Here is a 15,784-nt window from a genome sequence, read left to right as displayed (position 1 = left end):
ACCTCAGCTCTTTCCTCCGTTGGCGACCCACGTCATGAAGTCACCCACGGCCTTGGCCGCGTCCGATATGCCCTCGAAGACTATCTGTACGTAATGGGCCGCCTTGGGCGGGTCCGTGATGATCACATACAGCGCGAAGACCACGAGCACGTATACGGCGATCTTCTTGGCGTTCACCGCCACCGCGGCCTCCCCTGTGCGTGCGCCTTGTGAGCCCCTGTTGCCGGCGGCGAGTGTAACCTTCGCGCTCTTTTCGGGGGACCAACGGTCCGTCGCCCGGGGTCTTTTCCGTCCCGTTCCCGGGATGCACGAAGGGCCCCGTCTGTCGACAGGGCCCTTCTTCAAGCGGTAGCGGAGGGATTTGAACCCTCGGTGACTTGCGCCACACTCGCTTTCGAGGCGAGCTCCTTCGGCCGCTCGGACACGCTACCGAGGGAGACCTTACAGCACACCGGGGTGTGCTCCGAAATCGGTATTCACCGGTCCCGGAAAAACTCGGTGAGCAGGCGGGCGCAGTCCGCCGCGAGGACGCCCTCGACGACCTCCGGGCGGTGATTGAGCCGCCGGTCGCGGATCACGTCCCACAGCGAGCCCGCCGCGCCCGCCTTGTCGTCCCGGGCGCCGTAGACGACCCGGTCGACGCGGGACTGGACGATCGCGCCCGCGCACATCGTGCACGGCTCCAGGGTGACCACGAGCGTGCAGCCGGCCAGCCGCCACTCCCCGAGCAGGGCGGCGGCCCGCCGGATCGCGAGGACCTCCGCGTGTGCCGTGGGATCGCCGGTGGCCTCGCGCTCGTTGTGCCCGACGGCGAGCACCGTCGTACCGTCCGGGGACAGCACGACGGCGCCGACGGGGACGTCCCCGCCCCGGACGGCCCGCTCGGCCTCGGCCAGGGCGAGTCGCATCGCGGCCCGCCAGCGGTCGCGTACCGGGTCCGGAGCGGCGGCCGGGTGCTCGACGGTCAGCGGACGGTCTCCAGCACCTCCGAGGCGCCCAGGGCCTCGGCGATCGTGCCCAGCGCGTCCTCGGCGTCCAGCGAGCGCAGCTCCTTCTCGCTGATGCCCAGGTCGTCGAGGATCTGGCTGTCGCCCACGGGGCTGTGCGGAACGGCGTCGGCGGCGGCGCCCTCCTCGTCGTCCTCGGCGGACTCGGACTCGCCGTCCTCGGTGCCGTCGAGGTCGAGGGAGTCCAGATCGGGGCCGTCGTCGGCACCTGGCTCCCGGCCGAGCAGCTCGTCGGTGAGCAGCAGCTCGCCGTACGCGCTGCGCTGGGCGGCGGCCGCGTCCGAGACGTAGATGCGAGGGTCGTCCTCGCCGTCCACGCGGACGACGCCGAACCAGGAGTCCTCCTGCTCGATCAGCACGAGCACCGTGTCCTCCTCGGGAGAGGCTTCACGGGCCAGGTCGGCAAGATCCGACAGGGTCTCCACATCGTCGAGCTCTGTGTCGCTCGCTTCCCACCCGTCTTCGGTGCGCGCGAGCAGTGCGGCGAAGTACACCGTGACTCTCCCACTGGTCATAGGCGTGCCGGTTGGGGGTCCCCCCGGCGGAGGTACTTGGGCGGAGAGAGCTGGGCTCCGAGCCCCACCCACTCGGAATCGTGGCAGAAACAAGGCGTTCAGGGGACGTCTTCGACGCCCTGTGTCTTGCAGCCACCTGCGGATCGTACGCGGCTTTTCCGGCCGGTCACGCACGCCCACCTCGCAAACGCCGGTGTGTGCGCGGATCTTCCTGACCCAGAACTTCCTTACCGGGTCCTGCCCCAGAGGATTCCCACGAGGATTCCCAAGCGTGTCCCTCCCGCAGTCGGTCTACCAGCGGAACGTCCGCATGCGCAGCGCGTGGCGCAGCCGGGCGGCCTTGGCGCGTCGCGGCTGGACCCGGGCGCGCAGCTCACGGGCCTCGGCCAGGTCACGCAGGAACCGGGCGCGGCGGCGCCGGCGCTCGGCGTCCGTCTCCACGGCCGCGGCGCGTATCGCGGGCTCGTCGGCGCCCTCGGGTGCGTTCTCCGGAAGGCCAGACAGGTCGGGCACGTCACACCACCCCAGTTCCTCCCTCCCACTTTCCCTCGTACGGCCGCTTCGATCCAGGGCCGGAGGGGTGTCGGCCGGGGTGTCGGCCGGGTCCGGGCCGGGGTCCCGGTGGGGGGTACGCCGGAGCGGGCGGGGGCCGCGGCGCGGGTACCGTTAGGGGCATGCGTCTCCATGTCGTCGACCACCCCCTGGTCGCCCACAAGCTCACCACGCTGCGCGACCAGCGCACCGACTCCGCGACCTTCCGGCGGCTCGCCGACGAACTGGTCACCCTGCTCGCCTACGAGGCCACGCGGGACGTGCGCACCGAAGCCGTCGACATCCAGACCCCGGTCGCGCGGACGACCGGCGTCAAGCTCGCCCGCCCCCGCCCGCTGGTGGTGCCGATCCTGCGCGCCGGCCTCGGCATGCTGGACGGCATGGTCCGGCTGCTGCCGACCGCCGAGGTGGGCTTCCTGGGCATGATCCGCAACGAGGAGACACTGCAGGCCTCCACCTACGCCTCGCGCATGCCGGAGGACCTCTCCGGCCGTCAGGTGTACGTCCTGGACCCGATGCTGGCGACGGGCGGCACGCTGGTCGCGGCGATCCGGGAGCTGATCAAGCGCGGTGCGGATGACGTGACGGCGGTGGTGCTGCTCGCCGCTCCCGAGGGCGTCGAGGTGATGGAGCGGGAGCTGGCGGGGACGCCGGTGACGGTGGTCACGGCGGCCGTCGACGACCACCTCAACGAGCACGGGTACATCGTGCCGGGACTGGGGGACGCGGGGGATCGTCTCTACGGGGCGGCCGAGTAGTTTTCGCGCCGACCGGGGTGCTGACCGGGGTGCTGAGTGCTCGCCCCCGGCTCAGCACCCCTTCTTGACGGAAGGCGCCGACGTCGATGCGGGCGCGGTCAGCCTGGTCAGGGTCTGGTCCGCCTCCGTCGGCTTCACCAGGCCCTTGAAGGCGTCGCCCAGGATGAGGTCGACGTCGGTGCCCTTGCGGGTGTCGGCGCGTTGTTCGGCGCCGGTGAGCTGGGCGGCGAGCACCGGCAGCGAGGTGTTCTGGGCGGCCGCGGGACCGAGCAGTATCCCGGCGCTCTTCACCTTCTTGTCGTACTCCCCGGGCGCGTTGCCCACGTCACCGATCCTGAAGCCCCGCTTCTTCAGCTCGTCGGCGGTGGACTTGGCGAGCCCGGTGCGCGCGGTGGCGTTGTAGACGTTCACGGTGATCTGACCCGGCTTCGGCAGGGCCTTCACCTGTGCGGCCGTAGCGGCCTTGGGGTGGCAGTCGGTCTTCGGGCCGGCCGCCGAGGCCTTCTTGCCGCCGGTGAAGACGTCGATGAGCTGCAGGGTGCCCCAGCCGATCAGGCCGAGCACGGCGACGGACGCCACCATGGCGGCCACGAGCCTGGCGCGTCGGCGCGGCGGACGCATCCGAGGGTATTTGTCCCCCGTGATCCGGTACCGGCCGCCCATGCCAGGGGGAGTGAGCATGCTCATGGGCGCAGCGTAGTGCGCCCGAGCGGCGCTGCCTATTAGATGATCAGTCGATGCCGCTCAGGGGAACCCGAAAGGGTCAAGGGAGCAAGGGCGGTGTCGCGCCGGTCAGTCGAGTTCGAGCACGCGCGCGTGCAGCACCTGGCGCTGCTGGAGGGCGGCGCGGACCGCGCGGTGCAGCCCGTCCTCCAGATAGAGGTCGCCCTGCCACTTCACGACGTGTGCGAAGAGGTCGCCGTAGAACGTCGAGTCCTCCGCCAGCAGGGTCTCCAGGTCGAGCTGCTGCTTGGTGGTCACGAGCTGATCGAGGCGGACCGGGCGCGGCGCGACGTCCGCCCACTGCCGGGTGCTTTCCCGGCCGTGGTCGGGGTACGGCCGGCCGTTTCCGATGCGCTTGAAGATCACACGGAAAGCCTACCGGTCAAGACGTTCCGGGCGCAGCCATGGCGGCGGAGTGCGGCACCTGAAAAGATTCTGCAAACGGGTCATATGTGCCGCTAACGGGACGAGATCACCGGCGCAGGGGGTCGCGACGGGCGGGGCCGTACCGGAGCGGGCGGTGCGCGGCTCCCCGCTCCACGGGCGTCGTGCACAGGCTGTGGACCGCGAGCCGGCCCCCGAGAAGCCCGGCACCAGGCCGGCCGCGAGATCCTCGCCCCGCCTTCGGCACGGACCGGCGAAGGCGGTGACCCGCCCCCGCCGGTACCGGTTCAGCGGTCCCGTTCCTCGGACGGCCGCTGCGGCTCTTCCTCGTGCTTCTGCTCCGGCTTCGGTTTCGTCGCGCGCCGGGCCTCCGCGCGCAGCAGGGCGCGCAGGACGGCGTAGGTATCCATGGGCATGACTGTGTCGCTCCTTGCGTCTGACTGACCTGTGACCGGCCTTCGGCCGGCCTTTCGCGGGGACGCGGGTCCGTCAGCAGCGCAGGACCACGGTGCGGAGCAGGGGCGGGGCGTACGGCGCCCGGGGCGTGCCGGGGCAGGCGCGTACCGCCGGCCGGGCGGGTGCCGGGTCGGGGAGGGGCGCGGGACGCTCGGGTACGCCCGCCCGGTGGACGGCGGGGGCGGGCGGCCGTAGGAGCGTGTCGAGTACGTCGTGCTCGAAGGTCTCGGCGGACGTGCCCAGCGCGTGGGCCGCCTGGGCCTGCGCATGGGCGACGGGCACCCACAGGGCGAGGAGCAGCACGAGCGCCCGCAGCCAGGTACGGCTCCGGGGGACACTCGCGGTCCTGCTCACATCGGGTATGTCCCCGGGGCGTGCGGGGTGTGCAGCACGCGGGGCCCGAGATCCGCCCGCTCGGCGTAGGTGCGGGGCCCGCGTTGACGCCGCCGCTCACACCGTCCGCGGTATCGCCTTCGCCCGGCCGCGGATGCTGAACGCGGTGACGATCTCCACGATCCCCACGACGAGCAGCCAGACGCCGGCGACGAGGGTCAGCACGGCGACCGACCGGAACGGCGCGTCGATGAGCACGATCCCGGCGACGAAGGTGAGGACCCCCAGGAGGATCTGCCAGCCTCGGCCGGGCATCCGGGAGTCCTGCGCGGCGGCGATGGTCTGGGTGATCCCGCGGATCAGCCAGCCGATGCCGATCCACAGGCCGAGCAGCAGGATCGACTGCATGGGCCCGCGGAAGCAGAGCAGGCCGAGCAGGATCGACAGCGCGCCGCTGATGAACGCCAGCACCCGCAGCGAGGTCGCCCGGTGCGTGCCGAACGCGGCGACCAGTTGGAAGACGCCGCTGGCCAAGAGGTAGAGCCCGAACAGCACACCGGCGACGAGCAGGGAGGGGCCGGGCCAGAGGAGCACCAGGACGCCGAGGACCAGTGAGGCGGTCCCGGTGACCAGGACCACCTGCCATGCGGCCTGGGACAGGGCGTGCAGGGGCCCCTCGAACGGCGGCTCGGGCTCACGCCGCTCGCCCGGCGGCGCGCCCGCGTGCACATTCCGGTCGTCGTACTCACGGCCCCACTCCGGACCGGTGTTCGGTATCTCGGTCATGGTTCATGCTGTGGACGGCGGGGTCGGCGCTGCCATCGGGGTGGGCCGGTCGAGTGAGTCCCGCAGCCACCCCACGTCTATCGGCCCGGCTTGCCGGAGGCCTTCGCCGCCGCCTTCATCTCCTGCTTGTGCGCGCGCACCTTGGCCAGTGACTCCGGCCCGGTGATGTCGGCGACGGACCGGAAGGACTCGCGCTCGCCGTACGCCCCCGCGGCCTCCCGCCAGCCCTCCGGCGTGACGCCGAGCTGCTTGCCGAGCAGGGCGAGGAAGATCTGGGCCTTCTGTTTGCCGAACCCGGGCAGGTCCTCCAGCCGTTTCAGCAGTTCGGAACCGGTCGGCACGCCCCGCCAGACGGCCTCCGCGTCCCCGTCGTAGTGCTCGACGAGGTACTGGCACAGCTGCTGGATGCGCCCCGCCATCGAGCCCGGGTAGCGGTGCACGGCCGGCTTCTCGGCGAGCAGCGCGGCGAAGGCCTCCGGGTCCATCGCGGCGATGGCGTGCGCGTCGAGATCGCCGGCCGCTGTGACGCCGAGCCGGTCGGCGATGGTCCGGGGCCCTTTGAACGCCCACTCCATCGGGACCTGCTGGTCGAGCAGCATGCCGGTGAGCGCGGCGAGCGCGGACCGCCCGAGGAGCGCGTCGGCGTCGGGGTCCTGGGCGAGGTGCAGGGTGACGTCCATGCGTCGATGGTGGCCCGCCGGCGCGCGCGACGCAGCCGGGGTGGTCCGACGGTACGGACGTACGCGACACCAGGGCGATCACCCGCTTCGAACGCCAGGGCTTCGTGCGCGGCCCGGCGGTCGTCCTGCCCGAGGTGGACCTCCCCGCTGGGTACCGGCCGGAGAAGCACGCCCGACGCCAACTCGCCTTCCGGAGCGCGCGATAGCCTTCCCCGGGTGACGCTGACGCCGGACGATCTGATCGCGTACTACGGCCTCGAACCCATCCCCCGCGAGGGCGGCCTGTTCCGGTGTACCTGGGAGGGGCCGGAGCGCCCCGACGGCCGGCCCGAGGGCTCCGCCATCGTCGCCCTGCTCACCGCCGACGACTTCTGCGCCCTGCACCGCCTGCCCACCGACGAGATCTGGCACTTCTACCTCGGCGACCCGCTCGACCTCCTGCTGCTCGTCCCCGACGGCAGCACCCGCACCGCCGTTCTAGGCCCCGCCCCGCTGTCCGGCCAGCAGCCCCAGCTCACCGTGCCCGCCCGCACCTGGATGGGCGCGCGGGTGGCACCGGGCGGCGCCTGGGCGTTCTTCGGCTGCACGATGGCGCCCGGATTCACCTACCCGGACTACGAACACGGGAGTGCGGCCGACCTGACGGCGCGTTATCCCTCCGAGGCCGCCCGGATCGCGGAACTGTGCCGCCCATGAACAGGAGCCCGCTGAACCTGCTCGACGGACAGACCGCCCTGGTGACCGGCGCGGGCGACGGCATCGGCCGCGCCATCGCGCTGCGCTTCGCCGAGGAGGGCGCGGCGGTGGCCGTGCACTGCCGTACGGCGGTGGACGCGGCCGGCGAGGTGGCGGCCCGGATCCGGGAGTCGGGCGGCGAGGCCGTCGTACTCCGGGCGGACCTGACGGACGAGGACGCCTGCCACCGGCTGGTCCGGGAGGCGGCGGACTGGTCCGGCGGCCGGCTCACCGCCCTCGTCAACAACGCGGCCGTCCAGCCCATCCAGCCCCTGCCCGGTATGACGGCGGCCGAGTGGCGCACGGTCGTCGACACCGACCTCACCAGCGTCTTCGCCTGCACCCAGGCCGCCGCCGCCCATATGGGGGCCCACGGCGGCGGCAGCGTCACCCACATCGCCTCCATCGAGGCCTCCCGTCCCGCGCCCGGCCACGCCCACTACAGCGCGGCCAAGGCGGCAGTGGTCATGCACGCCCGCGCGGCGGCCCTGGAGTACGGGCCCGACGGCATCCGGGTCAACACCGTGTCGCCCGGCCTGATCGACCGGGAGGGCCTGGCGCAGGCCTGGCCGGACGGCGTACGCCGCTGGCTCGCCGCCGTCCCCACCGGCCGGCTCGGCCGTCCCGAGGACGTGGCCGACGCCTGTGTGTTCCTGGCCTCGTCGCTCGCGAGCTGGATCACCGGCCACGACCTGACCGTGGACGGCGGCATCTCGGCCCGGCCGACCTGGTGAGCGTTGCGGCCGACCGCTCGCGGGGTGAGCGCTCCGGCCGGTCTCTGCGTACTCATACGGAGGACAGGCGGCGAGGCGTGCTCCTACGAGGCATGCGTCGAAGGAGGGGACGAGTGCTGCACGACCGGCGTCGATGGGTGCGTTGCGGCCGATCGCTCGCGGGGTGAGCGCTCCGGCCGGTCTCTGCGTACTCATACGGAGGACAGGCGGCGAGGCGTGCTCCTACGAGGCATGCGTCGAGGGAGGGGACGAGTGCTGCTGCACGACCGGCGTCGATGGGCACGACGGCTGGGCCTGCTCTGCGCGGGCCTCTTCGTGCTGCTGCTCGGCACGGCGGCCCCCGCGTCCGCCCACGCGGCCCTGCGCACGTCCGACCCCGCCGACGGAACCCTCCTGCGCACGGCCCCCCGGCACGTCACCCTGACCTTCACCGAATCGGTCGGCCTGCTCACCGACTCCTTCCGCGTCTACGACCCCACCAACCACCGGCTGCGCACGGGCCCCGCCGAGCACGCCCCCGGCCGCTCGGACGCGGCCCGCGTCGCCCTCCCCGCGAAGCTCGCCACCGGCACCTACACGGTCGCCTGGCGGGTGGTGTCCGCGGACAGCCACCCGGTGTCCGGAGCGCTCACCTTCTCGGTCGGCAACCGCACGGCGACGGCCGCGAGCCCGGCCCCCGACGACACGGAGAACCCCGCCACGGCGGCCCTGTACAACATCGCCCGCTACCTCGCCTACCTCTCGGTGGCCCTTCTGCTCGGCGCCGCGGCGTTCGTGGCGTACTGCCGCCCGCCGACGGCGGCCCCGCTGCGCACCCCGGTGCTGGCCGCCGCCTGGACCCTGCTCGCCACGACGGCCGCCCTGTACCTCCTGCGCGCCCCCTACGAGGAGGGCACCTCACCCGGCGTCTCCCTGGGCTCCCTGACCCACACGGCCACGACCCGCCCCGGCGCCCTCCTGCTCCTCCGCCTGACGCTGCTGCTCCTGGCCGGCGCCGGTGTGGCGCTCCTGCGGGCCCGCCGCAGAAGACTCCCGCGCCGTACGACGCTCGCCGTGGCCGGGGCCGTCTCCCTCCCCCTCACCCTGACCTGGACGGCGGCCGACCACGCCGCGGCGGGCATCCAGGTCCCCCTGGCCATCACCTCCGCCACCCTCCACCTGCTGGCCATGGCGGCCTGGCTGGGCGGTCTGGCGGCCCTCCTGCGCACCCTGCGGCGCACCTCCCCGGCTACCGTGGCCCGCTTCTCCCGCCTGGCCTCCGCCTCGGTGACGGTCCTGGTCCTGACCGGCGTCTACCAGTCCTGGCGCGGCCTCGGCTCCTGGCAGGCACTCACGGACACGACGTACGGCCGCACGCTGCTGGCCAAACTGGCGGCGGTCACCGCGCTGCTGCTGGCGGCGGCCTGCTCCCGCACCTGGACCAGCCGCCTGGCCCGGGAGCCCCGGGTGGCCGCCGCCCGTGTCCCCGAACCGGCCACCGGCCCCCCGCTCCCCCCGGAACCCGCCACTCCGCCCCCACCCCCGCCCTTCCACACCCTGCGCCGCTCGGTGCTGGCGGAGGCGGCCGTCGGCGTGCTGGTCCTGGCCCTGACGACCCTGCTGACGAGCACGGTCCCCGGCCGTGCGGCCGAGGAGGCCACACCGTCCGCAACCGCGACGACCGGCATCCCCACGGCCTCCGTCACCACGATCCCCTTCGACGTCGGCACCCCCGGCGGCCACGGCAAGGTCCAGATCACGCTGGACCCGGGCCGGATCGGCCGCACCTCCGTGCAGGCGGTGGTCTACGGCCCCGACGGCGGCCTGTCCACGGTCCCCGAACTCCGCGTCACCCTCACCCTGCCCGCCCGGCACCTGGGCCCCCTCGACACCCGCATCACCGACCGCGGCGGCTACTGGTCCACCGACTCCTTCGACCTCCCCCTCCCCGGCACCTGGACGATGAAGGCGACGGTCCGGGTGTCGGACCTGGACCAGGTGACGGTGTCGGCACGGGTGCGGGTGACGCGGTAGGCCAGCCCCGGACGCGGTCGATCTTCTGGGCGGGGCAGCCGGTCGCCGCCCACTCGAGACCAGAACTGGCCGCACCGGAATGGCGCTCGTCCTGCGAGCCCTTCACGAAGAACTCGGCGACACGGCCGCCGGCGCCGCCGTCGACCGCGCGCTGCAACTCGTGCGGCCACGCTTCGACGGCACCCGCTGGGGCGAACTGTTCGAGCTGATGGGCGGCAACGCGGGGATCGGCCTCGGGGCACTCCTGGCCGGCGACGCCGAACTGGCCGTCCTCGCCATGGAGCCGTATCTGCGCACGGCGGAGCAGACCCCGGCGGGCGTCCACTGGGCCCACCGCACGGGCATCGACTCCCGTCTGCATCACATCTCGCACGGCACGCTCGGCATCGTCCTGGCGCTTGCCCGGGTCGGCGAGGCCACCGGCCGTGCGGACCTGGTCGAGCTGGCGCTGGCCGGTGCCGCAGACGTCGTGGCGCGACGAAGCCGGGCCGGAGGGCTTCCTGGTGCCGCACTCGACCCCCCAGTACCGACCCGATGTGATCGAGCCCATCAGCTACGGCTGGTGCCACGGCCCGGCCGGCCCCTACGTCCACGCCTAAAAGCGAGCGTGATGATCGGCTGGGCGCCGACTTTCTTCGCGGTGGCCATGAAGTGGTCGAAGTCGGTGCCCGGCGCGGCCCAGCTGTCGCCGGTGACGGTATGGGTCTTCCAGTGGTAGGCGTCCCCGACGGAGCCGCCGGGGAAGCGCAGCTGCCGGATCCCGGCCGCCTTCATCAGCGACGCCGCCTTGGCGTCGGTCATGTAGGTGTCGTGGACCGCTGTGTTGAGGCCGACGCCGGTGCTGGGCATCGTGCTCAGCGAGGTGCCGGCATCGACGGTGACGGCGACGGTCGCCGCGGCGTGCGCGCTGAGTGCCAGGGCGCCCGCGCCGGCCCCGGCCAGCAGTGCCGCCCCCGCTCCCGCCACGATGCGGCGGCGTGTTCGGCCACGGCGGTGCGTACGGCCCCGGGGCATCGGCTGCTCGGAGGTTATCGGGTCGTCAGGTGACACGAGTGGCCCCCGATCGGAGTGCGTGGCTACGGGTGGCGGTGGCGCAGCTGACTGCGCTCGCCGTGGTTGGTGCACCCCTGGGTGGCCGCTCGGGACGGAAAGGTTGCCGCCGTATCCGATGTTCTTCAGATCCCTTTCGTGCCGTGCACCGGTCGCCGGGAAATCAGCGTCGGGGCGGCAACCTTCTCGTCCCCTGCGGCAACTGGGAGCCGGAAGGCCGATTCGAACTACCGGATGGACGGGCATGAGGGCAACGAAGCACGCCGCGCCGCGACCGTGGCGCAGGCGCGGACTGGTCACGGGCATTCCCTTGGGGCTGCTGGTCGTCGGTGTGCTGGCGCGCCTGGCCCTGACCCTCCTCACCGCGAGCGGAACCGGTGCCGGGCGGGCAGCCGACGCGTCCGCCGCAGGCGCGCGGGCGGCCGCCCCGTCCGATGCCGGGTCTGCGGCGGGCGGCGGTGCGGGTGCGACGGTGCAGCCGACCAGCGTCCGGCTCGCCCAGCATTGACCAGCCCGCCGGTCGGCCTTCACCGGCCCGCAACCGAGCACGGCCGCCGTTCGAATCCCGGGCTGGGCACTGTTAGGCTGCCGCCCCGATTGTTAAACGCGCAACCAACGCGCACATCATTGCCAGGAGAGGGCGACCGGGGGATGGTCCTCGATGACGCGTCCGCGGAGTTCCACGAATTCTTCGAACGCCACTATGCCGAACTCGCCCGTCTAGCACACCTGCTGACCGGCGAGACCGACGCGGCGGACGACCTCGCGGCGGATGCCCTGGTCGCCCTGTGGCAGCGCTGGGACCGGTTGCGGCAGGCCGACCACCCGCTCGCCTACGCCCGCGGCGTGGTGGCCAACTTGGCGCGGGGACGGATCCGCAGCGCGGTGCGCGAGCGACGCCGGATCACGCTGTTCTGGTCCCGCAGCCCCGAGAAGGTGGAGGGGCCGGACATGGCGGCCGTGCTGGACGTCCGCGCGGCGCTCGCCCGGCTGCCGTTCCGCAAGCGTGCCTGCGTGGTGCTGCGGCACGCCTTCGACCTGTCGGAGAAGGACACGGCGGTGGCGCTGGGCATATCGGTCGGTACGGTGAAGAGCCAGACCTCGAAGGGAATGGCCGAGCTGGAAAGGATTCTTGGCGCGCGAGCGGTCGGGGACCTGGTGGCAGGGAGGAGGAACCGGTGAACGAGGAGATCGCCCGTCGGCTGCGCGAGGCCGCCGAGGCCCACCGGCCCGACCGCGCGAGGATGCTGGCCCGGGTGCAACGCGGCGTGGCCGGCCCCGCCGTCCGTCACCGCGCGCGGCCGTTCGCGAGGTCCGGTACCAGGGTCGTGTTCGCCGGGCTCGCCGCCGCCGGCATCCTGGCGACCGGCGGCCTCGCCGTCGCCGCCATCGTCGCGCACTCGTCGCCGTCGGCCACCGTGACCACGCCGGCCAGCCCGTCCCCGACCGCCGGCTCCCCGCACCCGACATCGGCCCGCCCCACCCCTGTCGCGCCGGCCCCGGCCACCACCCCGGGCAGCCCGCGCCCGACTCAGCCGGCCACCAGTCCATCGCCGGCCGCCGGCGAGAGCCGCAACGGGGCGCTGTGGTCGACCGGCTCGGTGGACCCGCACAGCACCGTCTACTGGACGCAGAGCAACCTCGCCCTCAAGACGACCCAGCCGCTCACCTCGCTCACGATCGAGATACGGATCGTGCAGACCGGCGGGGTGAAGAACACCGGCACCTGGCAGACCCTGCCGAGTGGTGACTTCACCGTCACCGCTCAGGAGGCCGACGGCACGCTGGTCTACCGCTGGGTCCTCAAGCCGGGCCTGACCGTGCCGGCCGGGAGCTATGAGTTTGCCGCCCAGTTCAACAACGGCACCGGCGTGCGCAGTGCCGCGGGCGACGGCTACCGCGTCGACGCGCAGGGTTCGGGCGGCTCCGCGTCGGTCCGGGGAGGGTTCGTCCCGACCCGGTGAAGGCCGCTGTGCGGCAAGGGGATGAGTCCCCTTGCCGCACAGCCCGGTGGGAGAACAAGTACCCGAACTGCTGGTACGGGGTCCAGTCGGCCGGGTCGGCGTTGGTCCCATCGGCCGACCCGGCGTTGGTCCCGTCGGCGTAGGTGGCCTCCACGGTGGCCAGCAGGTCGCCGCGGAACTGGGTGGGGACGGTGACGGCGGCCGTGAAAATTCTTCCCGCGATCGCGGCAACCTTTGTGTGCGTGGCGGCAACTGGCGAGTAACCAGGGCCGGATCAAGGCCCGTTGTGCCAGAAGGACATGCCCTTGTCAGATCAGAACCGCTCTCATCGCCGCCGTCCGGCTACCCGCCGCGTGCTCGCCGCCGCCGTGGTCCTCGCCGCCGCGGGTGCCGCCGTACCGCTGGTCGCCCAGGCCGCCCACACGCCGAATGCCCGCACCCCGACCCTGGCCGGTGCAGCGGCCGGTAGCGGCCGTTACTTCGGTACGGCGGTGTCCTCGGGCAGGCTCGGGGACTCGACGTACTCCACGATTCTCGACCGGGAGTTCAACATGATCACCCCGGAGAACGAGATGAAGTGGGACACCACCGAACCGTCCCGCGGCACCTTCAACTTCGGCCCGGCCGACTCGATCGTCGGCCACGCCTCCGCGCACGGGCAGCGGATGCGCGGGCACACCCTGGTGTGGCACTCGCAACTGCCTGGCTGGGTGAAGTCCATCACCGACGCCAACACCCTGCGCAGTGTGATGGACAACCACATCACCACCGAGATGAGCCACTTCAAGGGCAAGATCTACGCCTGGGACGTGGTCAACGAGGCGTTCGCCGACGGCGGCAGCGGCCGGCACCGCAGCTCGGTGTTCCAGGACGTGCTGGGCAACGGCTTCATCGAGGAGGCGTTCCGCACCGCCCGGAACGCCGATCCCTCCGCCAAGCTCTGCTACAACGACTACAACATCGAGAACTGGACCGACGCCAAGACGCAGGGCGTCTACGCGATGGTCAAGGACTTCAAGTCCCGCGGTGTACCGATCGACTGCGTCGGCTTCCAGAGCCACTTCGGCGCAGGCGGCCCACCGGCCGGCTACCAGACCACTCTGTCCAAGTTCGCCGCGCTCGGCGTGGACGTCCAGATCACCGAGCTCGACATCGCCCAGGCGTCGCCGACGGCGTACACCAACGCCGTCCAGGCGTGCATGAACGTCGCCCGCTGCACGGGCATCACGGTGTGGGGGATCAGGGACAGCGACTCGTGGCGCACCGGCGAGAACCCGCTGCTGTTCGACGCGAGCGGCAACAAGAAACCCGCCTACAGTGCGGCGCTCACCGCCCTGGGCAGCGCCAGCGGCGGCACGCCGGACGCAGGCGGCATCACCTCCGGCGCGGTCTACACGCTCTCCGACGTGGCCGCCGGACGCGTTCTCGACGAGCCCGCGGGATACAACGGCAACGGCACCCCGCTCCAGGTGTGGGACGCCAGCGGTGCCTCCAACCAGCAGTGGCGGGCCGGCCGGAACAGTGACGGCTCCTACACGCTGACCAACGTCGCCAGCGGCCGGGTACTGGACGAGCCGGGCAACCAGACGGGCAACGGGACGAGGATGCAGGTCTGGGACTCGTGCGGCGGCGCCAACCAGCACTGGCGGGCCGGCCGCAACAGTGACGGCTCCTACACGCTGACCAACGTCGCCAGCGGCCGGGCGCTGGAGATCCCCGGCGGTCGGACCGCCAACGGCACTCCCGTCCAGATCTGGGACTCCAACGGCGGCGCCCACCAGCACTGGAACCTAAGGACTTCGGCGCCCGCGCCGGCGGGCGGCACGTGTGCTCTTCCGTCGACGTACCGGTGGTCGTCGACGGGTGCGTTGACGCAGCCGGCGAACGGGTGGGACGCGGTGAAGGACTTCACCGACGTGGTGTACAACGGCAAGCACCTGGTGTACGCGTCGAGCGTGTCGGGCTCGTCGTACGGCTCGATGATGTTCAGGCCCTTCACGAACTGGTCGGACATGGCGTCGGCCGGCCAGGCCGGGATGCGCCAGTCCGCGGTGGCGCCCACGCTGTTCTACTTCGCGCCCAAGAAGATCTGGGTGCTGGCGTCCCAGTGGGGCGCGTCGCCCTTCGTCTACCGTACGTCGAGCGACCCCACCGACCCCGACGGCTGGTCCGCGCCGCAGCCGCTGTTCACCGGCAGCATCCCCAAGACTGAATCCCCCACCGGCCCGATCGACCAGACACTGATCGCCGACGACCAGAACATCTACCTGTTCTTCGCCGGTGACAACGGCAAGATCTACCGGGCGAGCATGCCGATCGGGAACTTCCCGGGCAACTTCGGCTCGTCCTACACGACGGTCATGAGCGACACGGTGAAGAACCTGTTCGAGGCGCCGCAGGTCTACAAGGTGCAGGGCCAGAACCAGTACCTCATGATCGTCGAGGCTCGGGGCGCGAACGAGCAGCGCTACTTCCGCTCGTTCACCGCCACCAGCCTGAGTGGTTCCTGGACCCCGCAGGCCACCAGCGAGAGCAACCCCTTCGCCGGCAAGGCCAACAGCGGTGCCACCTGGACCAACGACATCAGCCACGGCGACCTGGTCCGCACCAACCCCGACCAGACCATGACCATCGACCCCTGCCACCTGCAGTTCCTCTACCAGGGCAAGTCCCCCACCGCGACCGGCCCCTACGACCGACTGCCGTGGCGGCCGGGGGCCCTCACCCTGCAGCGCTGACCCGCCTGATCCATGGTGATCGCGATCTGGTGCGGCGCACCGGCGGCGTAGACGAGCGGTCTACGGCTCGGGCACCTCCACCCGCTGACCGATACTCACCGCCTCGAGGAACCCCAGCCGTACGCCGGCTGGGGTTCCAATCGTTTGGGGACCAGGCGGAGGCCCGGCGAGGCTTGTCCGGCAGATGGGCGTGCTCCTGATCCTGCGCGGCGTGGGCGCCGACGTCCCGGATCGGCGTTCTGCCGGCACCTGTCAGCACCATCATCCCCTTCGCCAAGGCCGCCTCGATCGACGCCCGCACCGACGGCGGCATGGCCGGCGCCGGCCGAGAAGTCCTCAGCCCGACGAAGATGACG

At 72.2% G+C, this 15,784-nt stretch carries 20 protein-coding genes, 1 tRNA gene and 1 pseudogene; 10 read left to right on the top strand and 12 right to left on the bottom strand.

Going from position 1 to position 15,784, the window contains the following annotated elements; genetic code table 11:
- Positions 1-3 precede the first annotated feature (3 nt).
- The 5 genes from ACFYOH_RS08455 to ACFYOH_RS08435 form a co-directional block, all read right to left on the bottom strand.
- Positions 4-183, bottom strand: coding sequence for a hypothetical protein (locus tag ACFYOH_RS08455; protein WP_055708362.1), 180 nt, complete (start codon positions 181-183; stop codon positions 4-6).
- A gap of 163 nt (positions 184-346) precedes the next feature.
- A tRNA-Ser gene (locus ACFYOH_RS08450) sits at positions 347-431 on the bottom strand.
- Between the two features lie 45 nt (positions 432-476).
- Positions 477-908 (bottom strand): tRNA adenosine(34) deaminase TadA, encoded by a 432-nt coding sequence (gene tadA / locus ACFYOH_RS08445; RefSeq protein WP_388622481.1) that lies wholly within the window; start codon positions 906-908, stop codon positions 477-479.
- Positions 909-964: 56 nt separating this feature from the next.
- Positions 965-1,501 carry a hypothetical protein gene (locus ACFYOH_RS08440; protein ID WP_388623820.1) on the bottom strand — a complete coding sequence of 179 codons (537 nt, stop codon included), beginning with the start codon at positions 1,499-1,501 and terminating at the stop codon, positions 965-967.
- 312 nt (positions 1,502-1,813) lie between these two features.
- A complete protein-coding gene (locus ACFYOH_RS08435) occupies positions 1,814-2,035 on the bottom strand; it encodes a hypothetical protein (RefSeq protein ID WP_388623896.1) in 222 nt (73 codons plus the stop codon).
- Positions 2,036-2,196: 161 nt separating this feature from the next.
- Here ACFYOH_RS08435 and upp point away from each other — a divergent pair, with 161 nt between their 5' ends.
- A complete protein-coding gene (upp, locus tag ACFYOH_RS08430; RefSeq protein ID WP_365720507.1) occupies positions 2,197-2,832 on the top strand; it encodes a uracil phosphoribosyltransferase in 636 nt (211 codons plus the stop codon).
- Positions 2,833-2,883: 51 nt separating this feature from the next.
- Here upp and ACFYOH_RS08425 read toward each other — a convergent pair whose 3' ends face one another.
- From ACFYOH_RS08425 to ACFYOH_RS08400, 6 genes are all read right to left on the bottom strand, one after another.
- The gene (locus ACFYOH_RS08425) at positions 2,884-3,519 is read right to left on the bottom strand and encodes a LytR C-terminal domain-containing protein (protein ID WP_388622478.1); all 636 of its coding nucleotides are present in this window, start codon (positions 3,517-3,519) and stop codon (positions 2,884-2,886) included.
- Between the two features lie 105 nt (positions 3,520-3,624).
- Positions 3,625-3,921 (bottom strand): type II toxin-antitoxin system VapB family antitoxin, encoded by a 297-nt coding sequence (locus ACFYOH_RS08420; protein WP_004943146.1) that lies wholly within the window; start codon positions 3,919-3,921, stop codon positions 3,625-3,627.
- Positions 3,922-4,226: 305 nt separating this feature from the next.
- Complete coding sequence (locus ACFYOH_RS08415; protein WP_388622476.1) at positions 4,227-4,349, bottom strand: hypothetical protein; 123 nt, start codon at positions 4,347-4,349, stop codon at positions 4,227-4,229.
- A 79-nt stretch (positions 4,350-4,428) separates the two neighbouring features.
- Positions 4,429-4,749, bottom strand: coding sequence for a hypothetical protein (locus ACFYOH_RS08410; protein WP_388622474.1), 321 nt, complete (start codon positions 4,747-4,749; stop codon positions 4,429-4,431).
- A gap of 96 nt (positions 4,750-4,845) precedes the next feature.
- Positions 4,846-5,514 carry an HdeD family acid-resistance protein gene (locus ACFYOH_RS08405; protein WP_388622472.1) on the bottom strand — a complete coding sequence of 223 codons (669 nt, stop codon included), beginning with the start codon at positions 5,512-5,514 and terminating at the stop codon, positions 4,846-4,848.
- A gap of 77 nt (positions 5,515-5,591) precedes the next feature.
- A complete protein-coding gene (locus ACFYOH_RS08400) occupies positions 5,592-6,194 on the bottom strand; it encodes an HhH-GPD-type base excision DNA repair protein (RefSeq protein ID WP_388622470.1) in 603 nt (200 codons plus the stop codon).
- Positions 6,195-6,250: 56 nt separating this feature from the next.
- Here ACFYOH_RS08400 and ACFYOH_RS08395 point away from each other — a divergent pair.
- From ACFYOH_RS08395 to ACFYOH_RS08360, 8 genes and pseudogenes are all read left to right on the top strand, one after another.
- A pseudogene (locus ACFYOH_RS08395) lies at positions 6,251-6,414 on the top strand (siderophore biosynthesis protein); the annotation flags it as partial.
- Between the two features lie 2 nt (positions 6,415-6,416).
- Positions 6,417-6,890 carry a cupin domain-containing protein gene (locus ACFYOH_RS08390; protein ID WP_388623817.1) on the top strand — a complete coding sequence of 158 codons (474 nt, stop codon included), beginning with the start codon at positions 6,417-6,419 and terminating at the stop codon, positions 6,888-6,890.
- A complete protein-coding gene (locus ACFYOH_RS08385; RefSeq protein ID WP_388622468.1) occupies positions 6,887-7,663 on the top strand; it encodes an SDR family NAD(P)-dependent oxidoreductase in 777 nt (258 codons plus the stop codon). The genes ACFYOH_RS08390 and ACFYOH_RS08385 overlap by 4 nt, the downstream gene beginning before the upstream one ends.
- Positions 7,664-7,894: 231 nt before the next feature.
- Positions 7,895-9,676: a copper resistance CopC/CopD family protein gene (locus tag ACFYOH_RS08380; protein WP_388622466.1), complete on the top strand. Its 1,782-nt coding sequence runs from the start codon at positions 7,895-7,897 to the stop codon at positions 9,674-9,676.
- 79 nt (positions 9,677-9,755) lie between these two features.
- Entirely contained in the window at positions 9,756-10,394 is a 639-nt protein-coding gene (locus ACFYOH_RS08375) for a lanthionine synthetase LanC family protein (RefSeq protein WP_388622464.1), read from the top strand.
- A gap of 576 nt (positions 10,395-10,970) precedes the next feature.
- Positions 10,971-11,234: a hypothetical protein gene (locus tag ACFYOH_RS08370; protein WP_388622462.1), complete on the top strand. Its 264-nt coding sequence runs from the start codon at positions 10,971-10,973 to the stop codon at positions 11,232-11,234.
- Between the two features lie 143 nt (positions 11,235-11,377).
- Positions 11,378-11,908: a SigE family RNA polymerase sigma factor gene (locus ACFYOH_RS08365; protein ID WP_356317216.1), complete on the top strand. Its 531-nt coding sequence runs from the start codon at positions 11,378-11,380 to the stop codon at positions 11,906-11,908.
- Positions 11,905-12,690, top strand: coding sequence for a hypothetical protein (locus tag ACFYOH_RS08360; RefSeq protein ID WP_388622460.1), 786 nt, complete (start codon positions 11,905-11,907; stop codon positions 12,688-12,690). Before ACFYOH_RS08365 ends, ACFYOH_RS08360 begins: the two co-directional genes overlap by 4 nt.
- Here the strand turns inward: ACFYOH_RS08360 and ACFYOH_RS08355 are convergent.
- Positions 12,581-12,901 carry a hypothetical protein gene (locus ACFYOH_RS08355; protein ID WP_388623815.1) on the bottom strand — a complete coding sequence of 107 codons (321 nt, stop codon included), beginning with the start codon at positions 12,899-12,901 and terminating at the stop codon, positions 12,581-12,583. The genes ACFYOH_RS08360 and ACFYOH_RS08355 overlap by 110 nt on opposite strands.
- A gap of 88 nt (positions 12,902-12,989) precedes the next feature.
- On the opposite strand from ACFYOH_RS08355, the gene ACFYOH_RS08350 reads away from it, so the two are divergent.
- On the top strand, positions 12,990-15,428 hold the full coding sequence (locus ACFYOH_RS08350; protein ID WP_388622458.1) for a non-reducing end alpha-L-arabinofuranosidase family hydrolase: 2,439 nt from the start codon (positions 12,990-12,992) through the stop codon (positions 15,426-15,428).
- Positions 15,429-15,784 lie beyond the last annotated feature (356 nt).

It is taken from the genome of Streptomyces sp. NPDC007856 (assembly GCF_042868225.1).
Classification (GTDB): domain Bacteria; phylum Actinomycetota; class Actinomycetes; order Streptomycetales; family Streptomycetaceae; genus Streptomyces.
The sequence above is the reverse complement of the archived record's forward strand: the minus strand, read 5'-3'. Positions and strand labels throughout refer to the sequence as shown.

Excerpts from the sequence above, each read along its gene's own strand:
- ACFYOH_RS08385 (WP_388622468.1), top strand. The coding sequence starts at position 6,887 with ATGAACAGGAGCCCGCTGAACCTGCTCGACGGACAGACCGCCCTGGTG.
- ACFYOH_RS08415 (WP_388622476.1), bottom strand. The coding sequence starts at position 4,349 with ATGGATACCTACGCCGTCCTGCGCGCCCTGCTGCGCGCGGAGGCCCGG.
- ACFYOH_RS08350 (WP_388622458.1), top strand. The coding sequence starts at position 12,990 with ATGCCCTTGTCAGATCAGAACCGCTCTCATCGCCGCCGTCCGGCTACC.
- ACFYOH_RS08405 (WP_388622472.1), bottom strand. The coding sequence starts at position 5,514 with ATGACCGAGATACCGAACACCGGTCCGGAGTGGGGCCGTGAGTACGAC.
- ACFYOH_RS08380 (WP_388622466.1), top strand. The coding sequence starts at position 7,895 with ATGCGTCGAGGGAGGGGACGAGTGCTGCTGCACGACCGGCGTCGATGG.
- ACFYOH_RS08400 (WP_388622470.1), bottom strand. The coding sequence starts at position 6,194 with ATGGACGTCACCCTGCACCTCGCCCAGGACCCCGACGCCGACGCGCTC.
- ACFYOH_RS08370 (WP_388622462.1), top strand. The coding sequence starts at position 10,971 with ATGAGGGCAACGAAGCACGCCGCGCCGCGACCGTGGCGCAGGCGCGGA.
- ACFYOH_RS08365 (WP_356317216.1), top strand. The coding sequence starts at position 11,378 with ATGGTCCTCGATGACGCGTCCGCGGAGTTCCACGAATTCTTCGAACGC.
- ACFYOH_RS08375 (WP_388622464.1), top strand. The coding sequence starts at position 9,756 with ATGGCGCTCGTCCTGCGAGCCCTTCACGAAGAACTCGGCGACACGGCC.
- upp (WP_365720507.1), top strand. The coding sequence starts at position 2,197 with ATGCGTCTCCATGTCGTCGACCACCCCCTGGTCGCCCACAAGCTCACC.
- ACFYOH_RS08425 (WP_388622478.1), bottom strand. The coding sequence starts at position 3,519 with ATGAGCATGCTCACTCCCCCTGGCATGGGCGGCCGGTACCGGATCACG.
- tadA (WP_388622481.1), bottom strand. The coding sequence starts at position 908 with ATGCGACTCGCCCTGGCCGAGGCCGAGCGGGCCGTCCGGGGCGGGGAC.